Origin of the sequence: Micromonospora matsumotoense (assembly GCF_900091525.1) — a bacterium.
In the GTDB taxonomy this organism is placed as follows: Bacteria; Actinomycetota; Actinomycetes; order Mycobacteriales; family Micromonosporaceae; genus Micromonospora; species Micromonospora matsumotoensis.
Genome location: NZ_FMCU01000003.1, coordinates 1 through 21,693, shown reverse-complemented (window position 1 = coordinate 21,693; position 21,693 = coordinate 1). Strand labels below are relative to the sequence as shown.

The 21,693-nt window shown below is 73.9% G+C and carries 19 protein-coding genes; 12 read left to right on the top strand and 7 right to left on the bottom strand.

Translation table 11 applies throughout. From position 1 onward, the window contains the following. Window positions 1-168: 168 nt before the first annotated feature. From lysX to GA0070216_RS07120, 6 genes are all read left to right on the top strand, one after another. On the top strand, window positions 169-3,528 hold the full coding sequence (gene lysX / locus GA0070216_RS07145) for a bifunctional lysylphosphatidylglycerol synthetase/lysine--tRNA ligase LysX (RefSeq protein ID WP_245722355.1): 3,360 nt from the start codon (window positions 169-171) through the stop codon (window positions 3,526-3,528). Further along, window positions 3,525-4,313 carry a DUF998 domain-containing protein gene (locus tag GA0070216_RS07140; RefSeq protein WP_091241081.1) on the top strand — a complete coding sequence of 263 codons (789 nt, stop codon included), beginning with the start codon at window positions 3,525-3,527 and terminating at the stop codon, window positions 4,311-4,313. Before lysX ends, GA0070216_RS07140 begins: the two co-directional genes overlap by 4 nt. After that, window positions 4,310-5,326 carry an alpha/beta fold hydrolase gene (locus GA0070216_RS07135; RefSeq protein ID WP_091241078.1) on the top strand — a complete coding sequence of 339 codons (1,017 nt, stop codon included), beginning with the start codon at window positions 4,310-4,312 and terminating at the stop codon, window positions 5,324-5,326. The genes GA0070216_RS07140 and GA0070216_RS07135 overlap by 4 nt, the downstream gene beginning before the upstream one ends. 10 nt (window positions 5,327-5,336) lie before the next feature. Continuing rightward, window positions 5,337-5,645 carry a DUF6412 domain-containing protein gene (locus GA0070216_RS07130; protein ID WP_091241073.1) on the top strand — a complete coding sequence of 103 codons (309 nt, stop codon included), beginning with the start codon at window positions 5,337-5,339 and terminating at the stop codon, window positions 5,643-5,645. A gap of 146 nt (window positions 5,646-5,791) precedes the next feature. Then, window positions 5,792-6,514 carry a YidC/Oxa1 family membrane protein insertase gene (locus GA0070216_RS07125; protein ID WP_245722354.1) on the top strand — a complete coding sequence of 241 codons (723 nt, stop codon included), beginning with the start codon at window positions 5,792-5,794 and terminating at the stop codon, window positions 6,512-6,514. Window positions 6,515-6,589: 75 nt separating this feature from the next. Next, window positions 6,590-8,026: a carbohydrate-binding protein gene (locus GA0070216_RS07120; RefSeq protein WP_091241069.1), complete on the top strand. Its 1,437-nt coding sequence runs from the start codon at window positions 6,590-6,592 to the stop codon at window positions 8,024-8,026. A 61-nt stretch (window positions 8,027-8,087) separates the two neighbouring features. On the opposite strand, the gene GA0070216_RS07115 is transcribed toward GA0070216_RS07120, so the two are convergent. Continuing rightward, window positions 8,088-8,759 carry a DedA family protein gene (locus GA0070216_RS07115; protein ID WP_091241067.1) on the bottom strand — a complete coding sequence of 224 codons (672 nt, stop codon included), beginning with the start codon at window positions 8,757-8,759 and terminating at the stop codon, window positions 8,088-8,090. Window positions 8,760-8,863: 104 nt separating this feature from the next. Further along, window positions 8,864-9,478, bottom strand: a complete 615-nt coding sequence (locus GA0070216_RS07110; RefSeq protein ID WP_091241065.1) for a DUF1349 domain-containing protein — start codon at window positions 9,476-9,478, stop codon at window positions 8,864-8,866. A gap of 76 nt (window positions 9,479-9,554) precedes the next feature. Between GA0070216_RS07110 and GA0070216_RS07105 the strand changes: the two genes are divergently transcribed. Beyond that, complete coding sequence (locus GA0070216_RS07105; protein ID WP_091241060.1) at window positions 9,555-11,207, top strand: alpha-amylase family protein; 1,653 nt, start codon at window positions 9,555-9,557, stop codon at window positions 11,205-11,207. Between the two features lie 109 nt (window positions 11,208-11,316). After that, entirely contained in the window at window positions 11,317-12,075 is a 759-nt protein-coding gene (fabG, locus tag GA0070216_RS07100; RefSeq protein WP_091241057.1) for a 3-oxoacyl-ACP reductase FabG, read from the top strand. Window positions 12,076-12,182: 107 nt separating this feature from the next. Here the strand turns inward: fabG and GA0070216_RS07095 are convergent, their stop codons facing one another. Then, entirely contained in the window at window positions 12,183-12,575 is a 393-nt protein-coding gene (locus tag GA0070216_RS07095) for a hypothetical protein (RefSeq protein ID WP_091242565.1), read from the bottom strand. Window positions 12,576-12,714: 139 nt separating this feature from the next. After that, entirely contained in the window at window positions 12,715-13,119 is a 405-nt protein-coding gene (locus GA0070216_RS07090) for a hypothetical protein (protein WP_091241054.1), read from the bottom strand. 263 nt (window positions 13,120-13,382) lie between these two features. Between GA0070216_RS07090 and GA0070216_RS07085 the strand changes: the two genes are divergently transcribed. After that, the gene (locus GA0070216_RS07085) at window positions 13,383-14,285 is read left to right on the top strand and encodes a Gfo/Idh/MocA family protein (protein ID WP_091242562.1); all 903 of its coding nucleotides are present in this window, start codon (window positions 13,383-13,385) and stop codon (window positions 14,283-14,285) included. Window positions 14,286-14,944: 659 nt separating this feature from the next. Next, window positions 14,945-15,775, top strand: a complete 831-nt coding sequence (gene erm, locus GA0070216_RS07080; protein ID WP_091242557.1) for an ErmE/ErmH/ErmO/ErmR family 23S rRNA (adenine(2058)-N(6))-methyltransferase — start codon at window positions 14,945-14,947, stop codon at window positions 15,773-15,775. 146 nt (window positions 15,776-15,921) lie between these two features. On the opposite strand, the gene GA0070216_RS07075 is transcribed toward erm, so the two are convergent. Then, window positions 15,922-16,113 (bottom strand): DUF2795 domain-containing protein, encoded by a 192-nt coding sequence (locus GA0070216_RS07075; protein WP_091241051.1) that lies wholly within the window; start codon window positions 16,111-16,113, stop codon window positions 15,922-15,924. A 114-nt stretch (window positions 16,114-16,227) separates the two neighbouring features. Between GA0070216_RS07075 and GA0070216_RS07070 the strand changes: the two genes are divergently transcribed. Continuing rightward, the gene (locus GA0070216_RS07070) at window positions 16,228-17,484 is read left to right on the top strand and encodes an erythromycin esterase family protein (RefSeq protein ID WP_091241047.1); all 1,257 of its coding nucleotides are present in this window, start codon (window positions 16,228-16,230) and stop codon (window positions 17,482-17,484) included. Between the two features lie 131 nt (window positions 17,485-17,615). Here GA0070216_RS07070 and GA0070216_RS07065 read toward each other — a convergent pair whose 3' ends face one another. Next, window positions 17,616-19,820, bottom strand: coding sequence for an MMPL family transporter (locus GA0070216_RS07065; protein WP_091241043.1), 2,205 nt, complete (start codon window positions 19,818-19,820; stop codon window positions 17,616-17,618). Window positions 19,821-19,833: 13 nt separating this feature from the next. Next, window positions 19,834-20,421: a TetR/AcrR family transcriptional regulator gene (locus GA0070216_RS07060; protein WP_091242553.1), complete on the bottom strand. Its 588-nt coding sequence runs from the start codon at window positions 20,419-20,421 to the stop codon at window positions 19,834-19,836. Window positions 20,422-20,678: 257 nt separating this feature from the next. On the opposite strand from GA0070216_RS07060, the gene ligD reads away from it, so the two are divergent. Continuing rightward, window positions 20,679-21,638 carry a non-homologous end-joining DNA ligase gene (gene ligD, locus GA0070216_RS07055; protein ID WP_091241039.1) on the top strand — a complete coding sequence of 320 codons (960 nt, stop codon included), beginning with the start codon at window positions 20,679-20,681 and terminating at the stop codon, window positions 21,636-21,638. The last annotated feature ends 55 nt before the right edge of the window (window positions 21,639-21,693 follow it).

The following is a 21,693-nucleotide window of genomic DNA, read 5'->3' as shown; positions in this document are numbered from 1 at the left end:
TCGCCGCGGTGCTGCCCGGCCCATTACCCAGAGTGTCCGGCCGAGAAAACGCGACACGGCACGCCATCGCGCCGGATGCTTACCATGACCCGGTCCCGCCGACCGGTGCCCTGCCGCACCCCCGCCCCGACCTGGGGTGGGTCGGGGCGGGGACGTGAGGGAGGTCAGGTGACCCCGACGACGGTGCCCCGGGTGGCGCCCCCGACCCCGGCGCGCCGGCCCGGCGACGCCCGGCGGGCCGGCGCGGACTGGCGGCGGCAGGTGCCCCGGATGCTCGCGGCGCTACTGTGGTTCATCGCCGCGATCTGTGCGCTGGCGGCGGTGAGCAGCGCGGCCAACGCCGAGTTCCAGCCGATCCGGACCACGATCGACACGCTGCTGGTGCCCGCGCCGGCCAACCTGGCGTACGCGGTCTTCCTCGGCACCCTCGCTGCGGCGGTGCTGCGCCGCAAGCGGCTGGCGTACTGGGTGCTGGTCGTCTACTTCATCCTCAGCCTGATCGTCGGCGTGTTGACCGGCCTGCTGCTGGTGACCGTCGGCGCGGACCGGCTCACCGACGACACTGGCCGGCGGCTGTTCACCCTGGTCGAGACCGTGGGCGTCTGGGTGGGGATCGGGTTCGCCGCCGCCGCCCTGGCCCTGCTGCTGGCCGCCCGGCGGGAGTTCTACGCCCGGGTGCGCAGCGGCAGCACCCGCCGCGCCCTCGGGGTGTTCTTCGGCCTCGCCGCGGCGGCCGTCGGGCTGGGCTACCTGCTGCTCACCGCCGTACCCGGCAGCCTGCGCAGCTGGCTGGACCGGGTCGGGTACGCCATCGAGAAGGTCTTCGGTGGGGCGATCACCCTGGACGTCACCCGGCACGGCCAGGCCCCCGGCTGGGTCAACCTGCTGCTCGGCGGGATGGGTGCGGTCGCCTTCCTGGCCGGCCTGTTCACCCTGCTGCGCTCGCAGCGCGCCGCCGCCGTGCTGCACCCCGACGAGGAGCAGCGGATCCGGGAGTTGCTGGCCCGCTACGGCGACCGGGACTCGCTCGGCTATTTCGCCACCCGGCGGGACAAGGCGGCGATCTTCTCGGCCAGCGGCAAGGCGGCGCTGACCTACCGGGTGGTCAACGGGGTGAGTCTGGCCAGCGGCGACCCGGTCGGCGATCCGGAGGCGTGGGGGCCGGCCATCACCGCCTGGCTGGAGCAGGCCCGGGAGTACGCCTGGACCCCGGCGGTGATGGGGGCCAGCGAGGTCGGCGCGCGGGCCTACCACCGGCACGGGTTGAAGGTGCTGCAACTGGGCGACGAGGCGATCCTGCTGGCCCGGGAGTTCGACCTGGGCGGGCGGGACATGCGTCCGGTCCGGCAGGCGGTGCACCGGGTCGAGCGGGCCGGGCACACCGCGCTGGTCCGTCGGCACGCCGAGATCCCGCCGGACGAGCTGGCCGACCTCGCCGCGCTGGCCACCCGCTGGCGGGACACCGAGCACGAGCGGGGCTTCTCGATGGCGCTGGGCCGGCTCGGCGACCCGGCCGACGGCGACTGTGTGCTGGTCGAGGCCCGGGACGGCACCGGCCGGGTGCGGGCGCTGCTGTCGCTGAGCCCGTGGGGCACCGACGGGTTGTCGCTGGACCTGATGCGTCGGGACCGCACCGCCGACAACGGGGTCACCGAGTTCATGGTGGCCGCGCTGCTCGGTGCGGCGCCCCGGCTGGGCGTCGAGCGGGTGTCGCTGAACTTCGCCGTGTTCCGGTCGGTCTTCGAGCAGGGCGCGCGGATCGGCGCCGGCCCGGTGATCCGGCTGTGGCGGCGTACCCTGCTGTTCTTCTCCCGCTGGTGGCAGTTGGAGTCGCTGTACCTGTCCAACGCCAAGTACCAGCCGCACTGGACGCCCCGCTACCTGTGCTTCGGGGAGCGGCGGGAGTTGGCCCGGGTGGGGTTGGCCGCCGCCGTCGCGGAGGGCTTCCTGGCGTTGCCCGGTGGCCGACCGTCCCCGCTGCACGGGGTGCCGCCGGCCGGTGGCGGGGTGGGGTTCGTGCCGCCCGAGGCGGGAGCGGTGCACGCGGTCAGCCCCGAACCGGTCCGCGAGCAGCTTCCCGAGCAGGTCCGGGTCCGTCGGGCGAAACTGGACCGGCTGCGGGCGCAGGGCGTCGAGGCGTACCCGGTGGGGTGGCCGCGTACCGACGGCTGCGCGGCGGTGCGACAGCGGCACGCCGGGCTGGCCCCGGACACCGGCACCGGGGAGACGGTGTCGGTGGCGGGCCGGGTGCTGCTGGTCCGCGACCACGGCCGGGTCTGCTTCGTCACCGTCCGCGACGGCAGTGGCGACCTGCAACTGATGGTGGAGAAGGAGTTGGACCGGTGGCGGGCCACCGTCGACATCGGCGACCACGTCGGCGCGACCGGCGAGGTGTACGCCACCCGGCGCGGCGAGGTGTCGGTCCGGGTGGCCGACTGGCGGCTCACCGCCAAGTGTCTGCGCCCGCTGCCGGACAAGCACCACGGCCTGGCCGATCCGGAGGCGCGGGTCCGCCGCCGCTACCTGGACCTGGCGACCAGCACCGAGGCGCGGGACCTGCTGCGGGCCCGCAGCGCCACTCTGACCAGCCTGCGCCACACCCTGGTGACCCGGGATTTCCTGGAGGTGGAGACGCCGATCCTGCAACGGGTGCACGGCGGTGCCAACGCCCGCCCGTTCGTCACCCACAGCAACGCCTACGACCTGCGGCTGACCCTGCGGATCGCCCCCGAGCTGTATCTGAAGCGGCTCGCCGTGGGCGGCGTCGAGCGGGTGTACGAGCTGGGCCGGGTGTTCCGCAACGAGGGTGTCGACTTCAGCCACAACCCGGAGTTCACCGTGCTGGAGGCGTACCAGGCGTACGCCGACTACCACGACATGCGGGAGCTGGCCCGGGAGTTGATCGTGGCGGCGGCGGTGGCGGTGCACGGTGCGCCGCTGGCCCGTCGACCGGGCACCGGTGAGCTGGTGGACATCGGTGGGCCGTGGCCGGCGCGTACGGTGCACGAGGCGGTCTCCGGCGCGCTGGGCGAGGAGGTCACCGTCGACACCGACACCGTCGCGCTGCGCCGCCTCGCCGACGCGGCCAAGGTGCCGTACTCCCCGGGTTGGGAGCGCGCCGAGCTGCTGCTGGAGCTGTACGAGCGACTGGTCGAGGCGCGTACCGACGTGCCCACGTTCTATCTGGACTTCCCGACCGACGTCTCGCCGCTGACCCGTCAGCACCGGGCCGACCCCCGGCTGGCGGAGCGGTGGGACCTGGTGGCGTTCGGGATGGAGCTGGGCACCGCGTACTCGGAGCTGGTCGATCCGACCGAGCAGCGGCGGCGGTTGACCGCCCAGTCGCTGAAGGCGGCCGGAGGCGACCCGGAGGCGATGGAGCTGGACGAGGACTTCCTCACCGCGCTGGAGTACGCGATGCCGCCGACGGGTGGGTTGGGGCTGGGCGTGGACCGGCTGGTGATGCTGCTGACCGGCCGGTCCATCCGGGAGACGTTGCCGTTCCCGATGGTCCGCGAGTCCTCGTGAACCGCCCCGGCCCGGCCCGCCGGCCGCACCGGCCGGCCCGGCACCCGTCGGCCGGGACGCCAGGTGCGGCGGCGTCCGGCCCGGCCGCCCGGGGGGACGACCGTCACGGCGACGGGCGTCGGGCCGGTGCGGACTCTCCGGCCGCCCGGACCGGGGCGGCGGTGGCGCTGGTGCTGGCCGCGGTCTGCTACGCCTCCTGGCTGCTCGGCCCGGTGCTCAACCCGGGGCTGCGGCCGGTCGAGAGCTACCTGAGCGAGCTGGCCGCCCGGGACCAGCCGTACCACCTGGTGTTCCAGCTCGGCGACGTGACGACCGGGATCTGCGCGACGGTCGCCGGGCTGCTGCTGGCCCGGTGGGCCCGGGACGTGCCCCGGCCGGCCTGGTGGGGGCTGCTGGTCTTCGGCGTGGCCACCGCCGTGGACGGCGGCCGGACCTCGATGGACTGCGCCCCCTCGGTGGACGCCCGCTGCGCGCGGCTGGAGGAGCTGGGCGACCTGTCCTGGCGGCACCAGGCGCACACCGTCACCTCGTCGGTGGCGGTGGCCGGCGCGCTGCTCTCCCTGGTGGTGATCCTCGCCGTGCTGCGTGGCCCGGCCCGCCGTCGGGCCGGGCTGGTGGTGGCGGTGGTGGTGGCGGTCGGCACGGTGGGGACGCTGGTCGCCGCGGTGCGCCCCGAGCTGGGCCTGGGCCTGTGGCAGCGGACCCAGCTGACCGGGCTGTCCGGTTGGCTGCTGCTCGCCGCCGTCGTCGCCCGCTGGGGCCCCCGCCCGGAGCAGCCCCGGTGACCGGCCGACCCGCCGACCGGCCCGCTGCCGCCGACCGGCCCGCTGCCGCCGACCGGCCCGCTGCCGCCGACCGGCCCGCTGCCGCCGACCGGCCCGCTGCCGCCGACCAAGCAGCGCGCAGTGATCAAGCGGCGCGCACCGACCAGGCGACGCGCACCGACGTGGTCGGTCGGGCGGGCGGGGCCGGTGGTCCGGGGGTGCTGCTCTGCCCGGGGATGGGGGAGGGGGCGGAGACCTGGGACCGGCTGGTCCCCCTGCTGCGGGCCGCCGGGCATCGGGTGGGCCTGCTGGACCGGCCGGGGCCGGCGGACGGTCGCGCGCCCACCCTGACCGACGAGGTGGCCCGGATCGACGCCGGGGTGGCCGGGCTGGGACGGCCGGTGCTGGTGGCGCACTCGGCGGCGGCGCTGCCCGCCGAGGCGTACGCCCGGCGGCACCCGGGGCGGCTCGCCGGGCTGGTGCTGGTGGACCCCAGCCTGGTGGACCCGAGCCTGGTGGACCCGGGCGGGACCCGGGCGGTCGGTTGGGCGCGCTGGTCGGCGTGGTCGGCGTGGTCGGCGGGTGCGGTGACCACCGTCGCCCCGGTGCTGGTGGGAGTGCTCGACCGCTCCGGCCTGGCCCGTCGGTGCGGCCCGTGGGCCTGGCGTCGGGCGGTACGCCGGATGAGCGTCCGGCCACCCGACCCGGCGTCGGCGGTGCCGTACGGCTCGGGGACGGTGCTGGTAGGCGCGTTGGTGCAGTGGCTGGCGCATCCGGCGGTGGCGGCGGAGCTGGTGGCGTTGCGTGCCGTGACGCCCGCGCCGACGCTCCCGGTGCGGGTGCTGACCGTGCTCGGCGACGTGCCCACCGCGGCAGGCCGGGCGGCGTGGCGGGTCGGGCACGCCCGGCTGGCGGCGAGCTTCCCCGCCGGGCGGCAGGAGGTGTTCCGGGACGCCCGGCACCTGCTGCACGTGGACCGGCCGGCGGTGGTGGCCGACGCCGTCGCGGCGGTCGGACGTGACAGCGGGTCCTAGGCTGACGCGCATGTCGGGTCTGCGGTTGGTGACGGGTCTGTGGGCGTACGCGCTCATCGGGCTGACGTTGCTCGCGGACCGGCCGGGTGACCTGCTGGCCGGTGCGGCGGTGGCGGCGTTGCTGCTCGTCGTCGCGCTGGCGGCCCGGCCCCGACCGAGGACCGGCCCGGGATGCGGGCGGCGGCGGGCGGTCGGGTTGCGGGACCGGGCCCGGCGTCGGCGCGTGCCCCGTCAGGTCGATCCGGACGCGGCGGGTCGACCCCGTCCCCGGGCACCCGGGGGTTCCCCTCCGGTCGGGTGGTCCCCGGTCGCGGGCTGAGTCCGCGCGCCGCCGACCCCGACCGGTTCCGTCGTCATCCGTCCCATGGTGGACCACCGGCAGCCCCTGACGGGGCCGCCGGCGCCCGTCCCGTGCGGACTTCCGGAATCGGACCGAGGGGTTCCCCCATGCTCGCCTTCTCACCTGTGCACGACGCAGCTGCCGCCGCGGGTTCCGTCGTCGGCTGGCTCGCCGAACTGCTGACGCCGCTCGGCGGCGGGGCCGCCACCGCCGCCGCGATCGTGCTGTTCACCATCGCCGTCCGACTGTTGATCTCGCCGCTCACCGTCGCCCAGGTCCGCGCGGAGCGGCGCCGCGCGGCCCTCGCCCCGCAACTGCGTCAGCTCCAGCAGCGGTACGCGGGCGACCCGGCGACGTTGCAGTCGGAGATGTTCGCGCTCTACCGCCGGGCCGGGGCGTCGCCGGTGGCGGGGTGTCTGCCGGCGCTGCTCCAGGCGCCCTTCTTCCTGGTCATGTACCGCCTGTTCGGCACCGGTGACGGTGCCGGCGGGCTGCTCGACGCACGGTTGGCCGGGGTGCCGCTGGGTTGGCACCTGGGCGACGGGTTGTCGCCGTCGGTGCTGGTGGTCTTCGGGGTGCTGCTGGCGGCCCTGCTCGGCCTGGCCCGGTTCCTGTCCTGGCGCGCGCAGCGGACGGCGGCGTCGGCGGGCGCCCCGACGGGCCAGCCGGGGGCGGCGCTGCTGGCCCGGGTGATCCCGCTGCTGCCGTACGGCACGGTGCTGCTGGCGTTGGTGGTGCCGTTGGCGGCGGTGCTCTATCTGGTCACCACCACCGGGTGGACGGCCGCGGAGCACGCGTTGCTGCGTCGGCCGCAACCGGTGCCGGCCGGAGCCATCGACGAGCGTTGACAACTGGTGGGGCGGGGGCGTAGAAAACCGCTCAGAGAGCGCTCTCTTGCTCCCGTCCTCCAGAGAGGCATCCCGATGAACGCTGTCCCGGCGGCTCCGGTCGCCCCCACCGCCCCGCGCCGGCCCCGCCGCCGGCTCGCCCTGGCGGTCACGCTCGCCGCCGCCACCGCGCTGACCGGCGTCTCGGTCGCCGCCCAGGCCGCCGTCCCGACGCCGCCGTCGGGGTGGAACCTGATGTGGAGCGACGACTTCACCGGCACGGCCGGCACCCTGCCGTCCTCGGCCAACTGGATCGTCGACACCGGCACCAGTTACCCCGGCGGCCCGGCCAACTGGGGCACCGGCGAGATCCAGACGTACACCGGCAGCACCACCAACCTGGCCCAGGACGGCTCCGGCAACCTGCGGATCACCCCGCTGCGCGACTCCGCCGGCCGGTGGACCTCGGCCCGGATCGAGACCGTGCGCACCGACTTCACGCCGCCGTCCGGCGGGGTGCTGGCGATCGAGGGGCGGATCCAGATGCCCAACGTCACCGGGGCCCAGGCGGCCGGCTACTGGCCGGCGTTCTGGGCGCTCGGCGCGCCCTACCGGGGCAACTACCAGAACTGGCCGGGCATCGGCGAGATCGACGTGATGGAGAACGTCAACGGGCTCAACCAGGTCTGGGGCGCGCTGCACTGCGGGGTCGCCCCGGGCGGCCCGTGCAACGAGTTCAGCGGGCTGGGCGCCACCCGGGTCTGCCCCGGCAGCGCCTGCCAGGCCGCCTTCCACACCTACCGCACCGAGTGGGACACCTCGGTCAGCCCGCAGCAACTGCGCTGGTACGTCGACGGGCAGCTGTTCCACACCGTCACCCAGACCCAGGTCGGTGCCGGCTACTGGGCCCAGATGACCGGGCACGGCGGCTACTTCCTGCTGCTCAACGTGGCGATGGGCGGCTCCTTCCCGGACGGGGTGGCCGGTGCCGTCACGCCGACCGGCGCCACCGTCTCCGGTCGGCCGATGGTGGTCGACTACGTCGCGGTCTACCGCCGGGGCGGCGGCTCCACCCCGACGCCGACCCCCACCACGCCGGCCCCGACCACGCCGCCGCCGTCCGGCACCGTGGACGCCTACGGCATGATCCAGGCCGAGGCGTTCTCCGGGCAGAACGGGGTGGCCGTCGAGACGTGCGCCGAGGGCGGCCAGAACATCGCCGCGCTGCGCAACGGCGACTGGGCCCGCTACGACAACGTGGACTTCGGCACCGGTGGGCCGCGCGACTTCCTGGCCCGGGTGGCCTCCGGGGCGGCGGGCGGGGTGGGCGGCCTGGTCGAGGTCCGGCTGGACAGCCCGACCGGGACCCCGATCGGCAGCTTCGCCCTCGCCAACACCGGCGGCTGGCAGAGCTGGCGGTCGGTGCCGGGCAACGTGTCGGCGGTGACCGGCCGGCACAGCGTCTATCTCACCTTCAGCAGTGGCCAGCCGGCCGACTTCGTCAACGTCAACTGGTTCACCTTCCGCCGCTGAGGCGGCCCGGCGGGGGTCCGGGCCGGCGTGGTGCGGACCCCCACCGGCCCGGCGTACCCGGTCAGCGGCCGGCGGTCACCGACTGCCGGTCGCCCCGGTCCCGCCGGGTGCGGACCTTCTTCACCACCCAGCCCCCGACCATGACGGCGAAGACCGCGAAGATCGCATAGTTGAACCAGTCGCTGTACTTCTCCACGTCCTGCCAGCGCGAGCCCAGCGTGTAGCCGAGACCGACGATCAGTGCGTTCCACACCCCGCTGCCCAGCGTGGTGAGCAGGACGAATTCGCCCATCGGCATCCGGTTCGCGCCGGCCGGGACGGAGACCAGGCTGCGGACCACCGGCACCAGCCGGCCGATCAGCACCGCCCACCGGCCGTGCCGTTCGAACCACCGGTCGGCCTTCTCCAGGTCCTCCCGGTCGACCAGCGGGATGTGGTCCAGCCAGCGCTTGAGCCGTTCCTCGCCGAGCGCGGCGCCGAGCCAGTAGAGCACCAGCGCGCCGACCAGCGAGCCGACCGTCGCGGCCAGCACGATCACCGCCAGGTGGAACCGGCCCTCGGCGGCGAGGTAGCCCGCCATCGCCAGCACGATCTCACTGGGGATCGGCGGGACGATGCTCTCCAGCGCCACCAGGCAGGCGACGCCGACCGCGCCGAGGGAGTCGATGACGCCGGCCACCCAGCCGGTCAGCCCGGTGAACCGGTTCGGGTCGACGTTCTGGGCGAGAGCCATGGGCGTCCTTCCACGAGCCGGGCGGGATCGGACAGTGGTACCCGCCCGGCCGCCACTTACACCTGTCGGTGAGCCGGGCCACCGCCTGCGGCCTGATCCGGGGCTCAGTCCGTCGGGTGCAGCTCCCGGTCCGCCGGCCCCTGCCGCCAGCCGGTGAACCGGACGGTCAGCCCGCCCCGGGAGGGTGAGCAGCAGAACGGCCCGGCCAGGGCGACCGCGTCCGGGGCGAGCGGGGCCAGCCGGACCAACCGCCACGCCTCGCCGTCGGCCCGGGCCCGGACCGTCAACGCGTCGCCGTCCCGGCTGACCCGCACGGTCACCTCGCGCCCGCGCCACTGTGGCACCGGCGCCACCGACCAGTCCGAGAACTCCCGGGTGACCACCGCGCCCACCTGCGGCAGCCCGTCACTGATCTCCACCCCCGCCTTCACCCAGTTCCGCTCGTCCACCCGGACCAGCACCCCGGCCTGGTCGAACTGCGCCGGATAGTCCAGCACGAAGCTCACCTCGACCGCGCCGGTGGCGGGCAGCGCGGCGAGCAGCGCCGGGGCATCGTCGTGGACGAAGCCGTAGCTGGTGTGCCGCCACAGGTCGCTCTCCGCCCCGGGCTCCACCAGCAGGTCACCGTCGTCGGTCCGGTCCACCCGCACCGGGGGGTGCAGCCACCGGCCCTCGTTCCAGTCGACCGCGCGGGAGCCGTCCGTCGGATGATCAGCCATGTCGGCACCGTACCCCGGACCCGTCGGAGGAGGGCTCGCGTTTGCGGCGGCGGTGGATCGGAGACATTAGGCCGGCATGGGTGACAGGTGGTACTCCGAGGCGGTCGTCTACTGCCTCGACGTCGACACGTACGCGGACTCCGACGGCGACGGGGTCGGTGACTTCCGTGGCCTCATCGGCCGGCTCGACTACCTGGCGCGACTGGGGGTGACCTGCCTCTGGCTCAACCCGATCCACCCCTCGCCCAACCAGGACGACGGCTACGACGCGACCGACTTCTACAACGTCGACCCCCGGCTGGGGACCCTCGGCGACTTCGCCGAACTGCTGCACCAGGCGCAGAACCGGGGCATCCGGGTGATCATCGACCTGGTGGTCAACCACACCTCCGACCAGCACCCGTGGTTCCAGTCGGCCCGGTCCTCGCCCGACTCGCCGTACCGTGACTGGTATGTCTGGGCCGACCACGAGCCGGCGGACCGGCACCAGGGCATGGTGTTCCCGGGCGAGCAGCACGAGACGTGGAGCTACGACCGGACCGCCAAGGCGTGGTTCTACCACCGCTTCTACACGTTCCAGCCGGACCTGAACATCGAGAACCCCAAGGTCCGCGCCGAGATCAAGAAGATCACCTCGTTCTGGCTCCAGCTCGGCGTCTCCGGGTTCCGGATGGACGCCGTGCCGTTCATCATCGAGCAGACCGAGCCGGGCAACCCGAACGCGCCGAAGGACTTCGACTTCCTCACCGACCTGCGCCAGCACGTGCAGTGGCGACGCGGCGACGCGGTGCTGCTGGCCGAGGCGAACGTCGAACCGGACCAGTTGCCGGTCTACTTCGGCGACGGCAGCGGCTCGGGCAACCGGATTCACATGCTCTTCGACTTCATGCTCAACGGCCGGCTCATGCTCGCCCTCGCCCGGGAGGACCCGGAGACGATCGTCGACGCGCTGCGCGACACCCCGAAGCTGCCCACCGGCGGCCAGTGGGCGACCTTCCTGCGCAACCACGACGAGATCGACCTGTCCCGGCTCACCGCCGACCAGCGCAACGACGTGCTGGCGAAGTTCGGGCCGGACGAGAACATGCAGCTCTACGGTCGGGGCATCCGGCGGCGGCTCGCCCCGATGCTCGGCAACGACCGCCGGCACATCGAACTGGCGTACGCGCTCCAGTTCTCGCTGCGCGGCACGCCGGTGCTGCGCTACGGCGAGGAGATCGGGATGGGGGAGAACCTCGCGCTGGACGGGCGGGACGCGATCCGTACCCCGATGCAGTGGTCGTACAAGGAGAACGCCGGCTTCTCCACGGCGGACCCGGAGAAGCTGATCCGCCCGGTGATCGACCAGGGTGACTTCGGCTACCAGCAGGTCAACGTCACCGCCCAACGGGGCGACACGACGTCGCTGCTGGCCTGGTTCGAGCGGATGATCCGGACGCTGCGGGAGGCCCCGGAGATCGGCTCCGGCTCGACCTCGCACATCGACGTGCCGATGCCGGCCGGGGTGCTCGCCCACCGTGCCGACGGACCCACCGGCACCATGGTCTTCCTGCACAATCTCGGCACCGAGGACGTCGAGGTGGATCTGAGCACCCTGGCCGCCGAGGCGGACCTGCCGATAGACGTCCTGACCGACCGGGGTTACGGCGATGTCGGCAAACTGGACAGCCTGAAGCTGAGCGGCCACGGCTACCGCTGGATCCGGCTCCGCCGGTCCACCGCCTACTGACCGCCGTACCCGTCGCCGGTCGGCCGTGGTGCCGGCCGGCGACCGGGTCGTCCGGCCTGCCGCTGGGTTAAGCTCCTCCGATCGAGCCACAAGTTACCGGGAGGTAATCGTGTCGGAGGAGTCCCGCGTCGCCATCGTCACCGGAGCCGCGCGCGGCATCGGCGCGGCCACCGCCCGTCGGCTGGCCGCCGACGGGATGGCCGTCGCCGTGGTCGACATCGACGAGGCGGCGACCGGACAGACCGTGGACGCGATCACCGCCGCCGGCGGCCGGGCCCTCGGCATCGGCGCGGACGTCGCCGACCGGGCCCAGGTGGAGGCCGCCGTCGCGCGGGTCGCCACCGAGCTGGGCGGGCCGACCGTGCTGGTCAACAATGCCGGGGTGCTGCGGGACAACCTGCTGTTCAAGATGACCGACGCCGACTGGGACACCGTGCTGGGGGTGCACCTGCGTGGCGCGTTCCTGTTCAGCCAGGCCGCTCAGCGGCACATGGTCGAGCGGAAGTACGGCCGGATCGTCAACCTCTCCAGCACCTCGGCGCTGGGCAACCGGGGCCAGGCCAACTACGCGGCGGCGAAGGCCGGTCTCCAGGGCTTCACCAAGACCCTCGCCATCGAGCTGGGGCCGTTCGGGGTGACGGTCAACGCGGTCGCCCCCGGCTTCATCGTCACCGACATGACCGCCGCCACCGCCGCCCGGATGAAGGTCGACTTCGACGACCTCCAGAAGCACGCCGCCGCCGAGATCCCGGTCCGCCGTCCCGGCCGGCCGGAGGATGTCGCGCACACCATCTCGTTCCTGGTCAGCGAGGGCGCGTCGTTCGTCTCCGGCCAGGTCATCTACGTCGCGGGCGGCCCGAAGGACTGACCGGTACGACCCGGCACCGCCGTCCGGTCCGCACCGGGCGGCGGTGCCGGTCAGGCGGCCGGTCGGACGGTGGTGCCGGTCAGGCGGCCGTGCGGTGTCGGCGGCGGTCAGGCGGCGATGGGGGCGTCGGTGCCGGAACCGGTGCGGGTGCGGGTGCGCCAGAGCCAGAGCAGCCCCAGCACCGGCAGCACCAGCGGGATGTAGCCGTACCCGCTGCCGAAGCCGGACCAGACCGTCTCGTCGGGGAAGAGTTCGGCGTCGACCAGGCTGAGCACGCCGACACCGACCACCCCGGCCAACTCCACCGAGCAGCAGGCCAGCGCGACCCGGCGGCCGGTGTGCCCGGCCCGGGCCAGCCCGACCGCCGCCACGATGTAGATCAGCGCGGCCACCGCCGAGAGCAGGTAGGCCACCGGCGCCTCGTCGAACTTCGTGGCGATCTGGAGACCGGCCCGCGAGGTGGCGGCGATGGCGAACAGGATGTAGACGGCGATCAGCAGCCGCCCCGGCCCGGCGTTGGTGGCGCGTGCCGGCCCGGCGTCGGTGGCGTGCGTCGGCCCGGCGTCGGTGGCGTGCGTCGGCCCGGCGTCGGTGGCGTGCGTCGGCTTGGCGTCGGGGGCGCGCCTCGACGGTTGGGGATCAACCACCGACGACCTCCCAGGTCTGCTGGAGCCGGACCACGACCACCGGGACGACCAGGCAGACCGCGCAGACGATCGCCGACCCCCACCGGGTCGGCTCCATCCGGGCCAGCACCCAGGCCAGCGGGGGCAGGCAGACCAACGTCACCAGGTACCCGAAGAACGCGCCGGGCTCGCCGGCCCGTTCGCCGCCGGCGACGGCGACCAGTGCCAGCACGGTCAGCGCGAGCAGCGCCACCTCCAGCAGGCCCAGGCCGATGGACTGCGCCAGGTCCGGCGGCCGGTGCCGGACCGCCGCCACCAGGCTCCACAGCGCGAGTACGAGCGACAGCCCGATCGTCACCGTGGCGAGTAGTCCGTCCACCGGCGAGCCGGCCGACGCCGCGCCGGTCATCGCGGGCATCCGATGGGTGTCTCGGTCACCGGCACAGCCTACTAACCGGTGTAGTAATCGCTGCCGTCCCGGTCCCCGGTCTGCCGTCGTTTCGGTTCCCGGCCTGCGGCCTGCCGTCCCTGGTCTCCGGGGGCTGCGGTCTGTGGCCCGTCGGCGTTCGCGGTGCTGGGGGGCGACGTCCGGCGGTGCGGGCTGCGGCGGTGCGGATGGGCGACTAGCGTGGATCACGGCCACGATCGGGCGTGGCCCGACGAGACCGGGGGTACCCCGTGCTGCGGTTCGGCCTGTTCGGCACCGGTCACTGGGCGGCGCAGACGCACGGCGCCGGGCTGGACGCGCATCCGCGCGCCGAACTGGTCGGTGTCTGGGGACGTCACCCTGACCGGGCCGCCGCGTTGGCCGCCCGGCACGGCGTACCGGCGTTCGACGACGTCGACGCGCTGCTCGACGCCTGTGACGCGGTGGCCGTGGCGCTGCCCCCGGACGTGCAGGCCGAGATCGCCGTACGGGCCGCCACGGCCGGCCGGCACCTGCTGCTGGACAAGCCCCTCGCGCTGAGCCTCGCCGAGGCCGATCGGGTGGTCGCCGCCGTGCAGGCCGCCGGGGTCGCCTCGGTGGTGTTCTTCACCCAACGGTTCCACCCCAACGTCAACGGCTTTCTCGCCGCCACCGCTGCGGCCGGCGGGTGGCAGCACGCCCGGGCCACCCAGTTTGCCTCGATCTACCAGCCCGGCAGCCCGTACGGCGACTCCCGCTGGCGGCGGGAGCAGGGGGCGCTGTGGGACATCGGCCCACACGCGCTGTCGATCGTCGTGCCGGTGCTCGGCCGGGTCACCCGGGTCGCCGCGCTGGACGGCCCCGGGGGGATGGTGCACCTGCTGCTCACCCACGACGGGGGTGCGACCAGTGCGCTGTCGCTGACCCTGGACGCTCCGCCGACTGCGGTGACCCGGGACTTCGTCTTCTATGGCGAGAACGGCGTCGAGTCCGTCCCGCCCGGCGACGGCAACGCGCTGACCGCCTTCGGCACGGCCGTCGACCAACTGCTGGCGGAGATCGACTCGGGTGGTCGGGACCACCGGTGTGACGTCCGTTTCGGCCGTGAGGTGGTGGCCGTCCTGGCGGCGGCGGAGACCGCCCGCACCGAGGCCCGCACCGTCGACCTCCACCGCTGACCCCCGACCCTTCCGGCATGTCGTGGGTCGGCCTTGTCGTGGCGTCGGGCCCATCGGGTGCCGTGGGCAATGGGTGTCCTGCCGGGGTCACGTCTGGTACCTGGTGGCCATGGTGCGCACTTGCCCGACGGCGGCGCTGGTCGGCACCGTCCTGCCCAGCACCGTCAGCGCGGCCGATCGTGCCGGACCGGCGGGTAGTGGCACGGGTGCTCACCCGGTCAGGTGACGCGGGCCGGTGGGGTCGTGGGCCGGCGGGGTTGTGGGCCGGTGGGGAAATGCCTTGCGGAACGTGGGGAGTGCGTTAGCGTGGCGGCCATGTGCATGCACGCCCTGATCACCGTGGCCGTCACGTCGGCCGCGCGGGGCCCTCTCCTGGTGGCCCGCCCGCGAGTCCGGCGTCCGGCCCTGGCCGGCCGGGACGCCCACCGCGCCTGACCTGATGACCGCCTCGGTCTGATCACGCCCGCCCCTGCTCACGGCTTAACTGAGCAGGTCTACCGCCTGATCACCGCCTCGGTCTCATCGCCGCCTGCACCGTCACCGCGTCGCGTCCCCCGCCGATCTCCAGGGTCGTCCGAGTCCCGATCCACTCGGACAGGCCCCGCGTCGTGCTGCGCCTGTCCGTACCGTCGCCGAGCGGCGACAGACAGGACGAACCCGTGGCGCCCCGCCGAGACCGCACCACCGCACGCGACCGGTCCCGTCGCGTACTGTCCCAGAACTTCCTCGTCGACCCGGCCACCGTGACGCGGATGGTCCGGGCGGCCCGCACCGGCCCGGACGACCTGCTGCTGGAGGTCGGCGCCGGACGAGGTCAGCTGACCCGGCCGCTGGCCGGACGGTGTGGCCGGCTGATCGCCTACGAGGTCGACCCGACCGTCGCCCCCGAGCTGGCGGCGGTGTGCGCGGCGCTGCCGCACGTCGAGCGCCGGCAGGCCGACTTCCTGACCGCCGCGCCGCCCGCCGAGCCGTTCGCCGTGGTCGGCAACATCCCGTGGTCGTTGACCGCGGCGGTGGTCCGCTGGTGCCTGGCCGCGCCCCGGCTGCGCGCGGCCACCCTGCTCACCCAGTGGGAGTACGCCCGCAAGCGCACCGGTGACCTCGGCCGGTGGAGCCGGCTGACCGTGTTGACCTGGCCGGAGTACGAATGGCGGCTCGCCGGCCGGGTGTCCCGCACCGCCTTCCGTCCGGTGCCCGCCGTCGACGGGGGCATCCTGCGGATCGACCGTCGGCCGGAGCCGCTGCTGGCCGTGGCCGGGCTCCCCGCGTACCGGCGGATGGTGGAGCTGGGGTTCGGCGGGGCGGGCGGGTCGCTCGCGGCCTCGCTGCGGGCGGCCCATCTCGGTCGGCGGGTCGACGGTGCGCTGCAGGCGGCGCGGATCGACCCGGCCACTCCGGTCGGGCTGGTCTGGCCGGAACAGTGGCTGGTGCTGTTCCGGCTGCTGCACGCCCCCACGGCACCGGGCCGGTCCGGCGGTCGCCGCCGATGAGCGGTCCCGGGGCGGTGGGGGCAGGTCACCGGCCGCCGGTGAGCGTTCCCCGGGTGGTGGGCTCAGGTCCCCAGGCGGCGGGATCAGCCCATCGGGCGTGGGGGTCAGCTCACCAGGCAGCGGGCTCAGGTTCCCGGGCGGCGGGGTCAGGCGAGGGTGGTGAGGGCCTCGTTCAGGTCGGCCGGGTCGTTGAACTGCTCGGCGGGCAGAGCCCGCAGCAGTTGGAGCAACTCGGTGCTCGCCCCGTTCTCTTGACCCCACCGGACCAGATCCTCGCGGGAGACCGGGTAGTCGAGCCCGGCCAGGTACTCCTGCAACTGCAGCCCGGTGACGCTCATGCCGCCGGCTACCCGTTCCGTCCGCCGCCACACCGGCCGGCCGCCCCCGCCGCCGCCCGGCCCTGCCACCCCTATCGGCGGTTTGTCCGCCGACTCTGCCGGGTAGCCCTGCCCATGCTGGTACAGCGGCTCGGTACGCCGAGCGACTTCGACCCGCTGCTGGAGCGCGTCCGGGACGCCCGCGTGGTCATGATCGGTGAGGCGACGCACGGCAGTTACGACTACTACCGGTTGCGTGAGCAGCTCACCCGGCGGCTCATCGCCGAGCAGGGGTTCGACTTCGTGGCGGTGGAGGGGGACTGGCCGGACTGCGACCGGGTGCACCGGTCGGTGGTCGGCGCCCCCGGTGGCGCCCAGGACCCGCGGACCGCGCTGGGGCGGTTCACCCGCTGGCCGACCTGGATGTGGGCGAACGCCGAGGTGGACCGGTTCTGCCACTGGCTGCGGGCGTGGAACCTGGAGCGTCCGGAGCGGGAACGGGCCGGCTTCCACGGGCTGGACGTCTACAGCCTGTGGGAGTCCATGCAGGCGATCTTCGACTATCTCGGCGAGGAGGACCCGAAGTCGATGGACGCCGCGCAGGACGCGTACCGGTGTTTCGAGCCGTACGGCGGGCGGGTGGAGGAGTACGGCGCGGCCAGCCGGTTCGTCTCGGCGCGCTGCGAGGAGGAGGTGATCCGGCTGTTGGCGCGTACCCGGGCGCATGTCGTCTCGGACGGCCCGGACGCCTTCGCGGCCTGGCAGAACGCGGAGGTGGTGGCCGGTGCGGAGCGGTACTACCGGGCGATGGTGCACGGCGGTCCGGATTCCTGGAACGTGCGCGACATCCACATGGCCGACACCCTGGCCCGGTTGCTGACCCGCTACGGTCCGGGATCGCGCGGGATCGTCTGGGCGCACAACACCCACATCGGGGACGCCCGTGCCACCGACATGGCCGGCGACGGGATGGTCAACATCGGCCAGTTGGCCCGGGAACGGCTGGGCCGGGACGCGGTGGCGCTGATCGGTCTCGGCGGCTACCAGGGGACGGTGGTGGCCGCCCCGCACTGGGGCTCACCGGCCGAGGTGATGACGGTGCCGCCGGCCCGGGAGGGTTCGGTGGAGTGGCGGCTGCACGAGCTGCTGCCGGAGCGGGCGGTGCTTGTCTTCGGTGGCCCCGACCAGCCCGACTGGGTCACCGGGGTGGCCGACCACCGGGCCATCGGGGTGGTCTACGACCCGACCTTCGAGCGTTGGGGCAACTACGTCCCGAGCCGGCTGGCCGACCGCTACGACGCCTTCATCTGGTGCGACGACTCCACCGCCCTGCACCCGCTGCCCGCCCTGACCACCTTCGGTGAGTTGGCGACCTACCCCGCCGGCGTCTGACCGGTGTGCGGCCGGTCCTGGCCGTCATCGTCGCTGGTGCCTGGGGTGGGTGATGGATCACGGAGTGGTGGTGCCGGGCCGGGCGGCTGTCGCCATCCCTGCCCGGCACCACAATCCCACGATCGGCGGGGTCAGACCTTGACCGGCTGCTTGTCGAGGTGGGCGCGCAGGCCCTCGCCCTCGATGTCGACGTTGGGCAGCGCCCGGTCGAGCCAGCGGGGGAGCCACCAGGCCCTGGCGTTCAGCAGCGACATCACGGCGGGCACGATGGTCATCCGGACCACGAAGGCGTCGATGGCGACACCGACCGCGAGCGCGAAGCCCATCGACTTGATGACCGGGTCGTCGAGGAAGACGAAGCCCCCGAAGACCGACATCATGATCAGTGCGGCGGCGGTCACCACCCGGGCCCCGTGGCCCATCCCGTTGATGGTGGCCTGCCGGGCCGTGTCACCGTGCACGAAGTCCTCCCGCATCCGGGAGACCAGGAAGACCTCGTAGTCCATGGCCAGGCCGAACAGGATGCCGATCAGCAGGATCGGCAGGAAGCTGATCAGCGGGGCGGGGCTGTCCAGACCGACCAGGCTGGCGAGGTGACCCTGCTGGAACACCGCGACGGTGATGCCGAAGGTGGCGGCCACCGTGAGCAGGAAGCCCAACGCGGCCTTGACCGGCACCAGGATCGACCGGAAGACCAGCATCAGCAGCAGGATCGACAACCCCACCACCAGCAGCAGATAGACCGGCATCGCGGCGGAGAGCTTTTCGGACACGTCGATGCCGATCGCGGTCACCCCGGTCAGCAGCACCTCGGCGTTGCCGACCGAGCCGACCCGGTCCCGGATGTCGTGGACCAGCGTCTCGGTGGCGGCGTCGGTCGGCCCGCTCTTCGGGATCACCCCGATCAGCGCCGTCCGCCCCGAGGGGTCGAGCTGCGGCGGGGCCACCGCCAACACCCCGTCGGTACGCTGGATCAGCGCCGCGACCTGCGGCACGGCGGTCGCGGTGTCCTGCGGGGAGTCCGAGGTGACCACCACGGCGAGTCGGCCGGTGAAGCCCGGACCGAAGCCCTCCCGGATCAGGTCGGCGCTGGTGCGGGCCGGGCTGCCCACGGCCGCGGTGCTGGCGTCCGGCAGGGCGATCCGCATGTCCTGGGCCGGCAGGGCGAGCAGCCCGAGGCCGAGCAGGCCGACCAGGATGACCGGGATGCGCAGCCGGGTCACCCACTGCGCCCAGCGGAACCCGAAACCGGAGCGGTCCTCGGCGGCCTCGGTGGCCGGGGTGCCCTCGGGGGCCGCCTCGGTGGCCGGTGCGGCCTCGACCTTGCGCAGCTTGCGGGGGAGGACCCGGCGGCCGGCGAAACCGAGCAGCGCCGGGGCGAGGGTGATCGCCACCAGCACCGCCACGCTGACCGTGCCGGCGGCGGCCAGACCCATCACGGTCAGGAACGGGATGCCGACGACGGCGAGGCCGGCGAGCGCGATGACCACTGTCGCGCCGGCGAACAGCACGGCGGAACCGGCGGTGCCGACGGCCCGGCCGACCGCCTCCTCCGGGGTGAGCCCTTCGAGCAGATGCTGGCGGTGCCGGGAGGTGATGAACAGCGAGTAGTCGATGCCGACCGCCAGGCCCAGCATCAGGGCCAGGATGGGTGCGGTGCTGGTCAGCTCGACCGTGCCGCTGAGGGCGAACAGGCCGGCCATTCCGACCCCGACGCCGATCAGCGCGTTCAGCATGGTCATCCCGGCCGCGACCAGCGAGCCGAAGGTGACGATCAGGACGATCGCGGCGACCAGTACGCCCAGCGCCTCGGTCGAGCCGACCTCCGGCTCGGAGTTGAGCACCTCACCACCGGGGGCGATCTGCCAACCCTGCGCCTCGGCCTGCGCGCCGACCTTCTCGTACGCCTCGCGCTGCTCGGGGGTGACGTCGTCCCCGCCGGTGGCGAACTGCACCTGGATCAGGGCGTACCGGCCGTTGGGGGTGATCGCCTGGGACTGGTACGGGTCGACCGCGCCGACCACGCCGGGCAGGGTCGCCGCCTCCTGGACGACCCCCTTGACCACGGACTGCCCCTCGGGGGTGGTCAACTGGCCGTCGGCGGGCGCCTTCACCGCGATGGTGCCGGTGGCGCCGCTGGCCGCCGGGAACCGCTCGGCGAGCAGGTCCAACGCCTGCTGCGATTCGGTGCCGGGCATGGTGAAGTTGCTGGCCGTCGGGCCCTTCAGGGTGGCTGCGGCGATGCCGAGGCCGACGAGTACGACGAGCCAGACGACGACGACGAGTCGCCGGCGGCGCAACGATGCCCGGCCTAGCCGGTACAGCAGGGTCGCCATCAGATCCTTGTCCTCAATCCTGGTGTTGGTGGTCGAGAGTTGGCCGTGGTGGCGGCGGTGCGGCAGTCACGAGCACCCGCTGGGCGACGGCCAGCAGGGCGGGACGCAGTTCCTCGTCGGGGATGTCGGCGAACGCGCCGCACCCCTCGGCGATGCCGGCGAGCAGCACCAGCGCGGCGACCCGCGCGTCCTGCCCGCCGTCGGGGCCGGTCATCGCCTCGATCAGCCGTTCCGAGATGCGCTGGATGTGGGCGAAGGCCGGTTGGGCGAGCAGTTCCGGGAACTCCCCGCGTAGCAGCGCGATCTCGCCCCGGAACCGCACCGCGAGGTCGACGAAGCCCTCCGCCGCCACCCGCTGCGCCGCTGCCCCGGTCAGCGCGGAGATCCGCTCGTCCAGCTCGCAGAGCACCGAGATCGGCCCGGCCATCAGCTCGGCGAGCAGGGCCTCCTTGCCGGCGAAGTGGTAGAGCACCGCCGCCTTGGAACAGCCCACCTCGCGGGCGATGTCCTGCAACGAGGTGCCCTTGTAACCGGTCACCGCGAACCGTCGGGCCGCCGCGGCGAGGATCTCGCCATGGGTGCGAGGGGTGCGACGGATCATGCGTTCCAGCATGCCTGACCGATCGGTCAGATCCTGACCGATCGGTCAGAGAAAGGCGGTGGCGTTCACCACAGGCCCGCCCGGCCCCGGGTCGGGCACCGACCTCGCCCACCCGGTCCAGCGCCTCGCGCAGCGTGCAGCCGCTGTCCCGCCTCCCGCCGGCACACCCGTCGCCGTCCCGCCCTCGCCGACCGGTTCCGTACCGGCCCGCCCGTGTCGGGGTTGCGCCGGGCCGGCGAGGCCGGGAGGGTGGGTGGATGGCGGGGGCGCAGGAGACGCGGGACGGGGTCGGCCTGACCAACCTGGAGCAGTTGCTGCTCGCCGGTGACGAGGTGACCAAGCGGGACCTGGTCGACTACCTGGACACCGTGCACGACCGCATCCTGCCCGGCCTGCGCGACCGGCCGCTGTCGGTGGTCCGGCTGCTGCGCGGGCAGGAGCCGTTCATGCAGAAGAACCTGCCGAAATACACCCCGGAATGGGTACGCCGCACCGCGATCTGGGCCGAGACCTCCCACCGCCAGGTGTCGTACGCGCTCTGCGACGACCGACGTACCCTGCTCTGGTTCGCCAACCAGCGGGCGATCGAGTACCACCCGGCGCTGGTCACCGCGACCCGCCCGGAGCAGCCCACCCATCTCGTGCTCGACCTCGACCCACCCGAGGGGGACGCCTTCGCGGCGGTGACCCGGGTCGCCGGGGCGGTCCGCCGGGCGCTGGCCGCCGTGGGGCTGGCCGGCGCGGTGAAGACCAGTGGCGCCAAAGGGCTGCACATCTTCGTCCCGGTGCACCCGGACACCACCGCCGAGGAGGTGGCCGCCGCCACCCGGGCGCTCGCGGTGCACACCGCACGCCTCGATCCGGAGACCGCCACCACCGCCTTCATCCGCGAGGACCGGGGCGGTCGGGTCTTCGTCGACCCGACCCGGGCCGGTGGGGCGACCGTGGTGGCCGCGTACAGCCCCCGGCTGCGTCCCGGGCTGCCGGTGTCGTTCCCGGTGGCCTGGGACGACCTCGACGGGATCACCCCCGGCGACTTCACCGTGCGGACGGTCCCCGCGCTGCTCGGTGACCGGGACCCGTGGGCCGAAGCGATGCCCGCACCGCAGCGGCTCCCGGCCGACCTGGTGGCCGAGGGGCGCACCATCCCGGTGCCCCGGGTGCAGGCGATGCACGAGGGAAAACGCCGCGCCAGGGCCCGCCGCGAAGCCCCCTGACCCCCTGACCCCCTGACCCCCTGACCCCAGCCTCCTGCCTCCTGCCCCTCCGCCC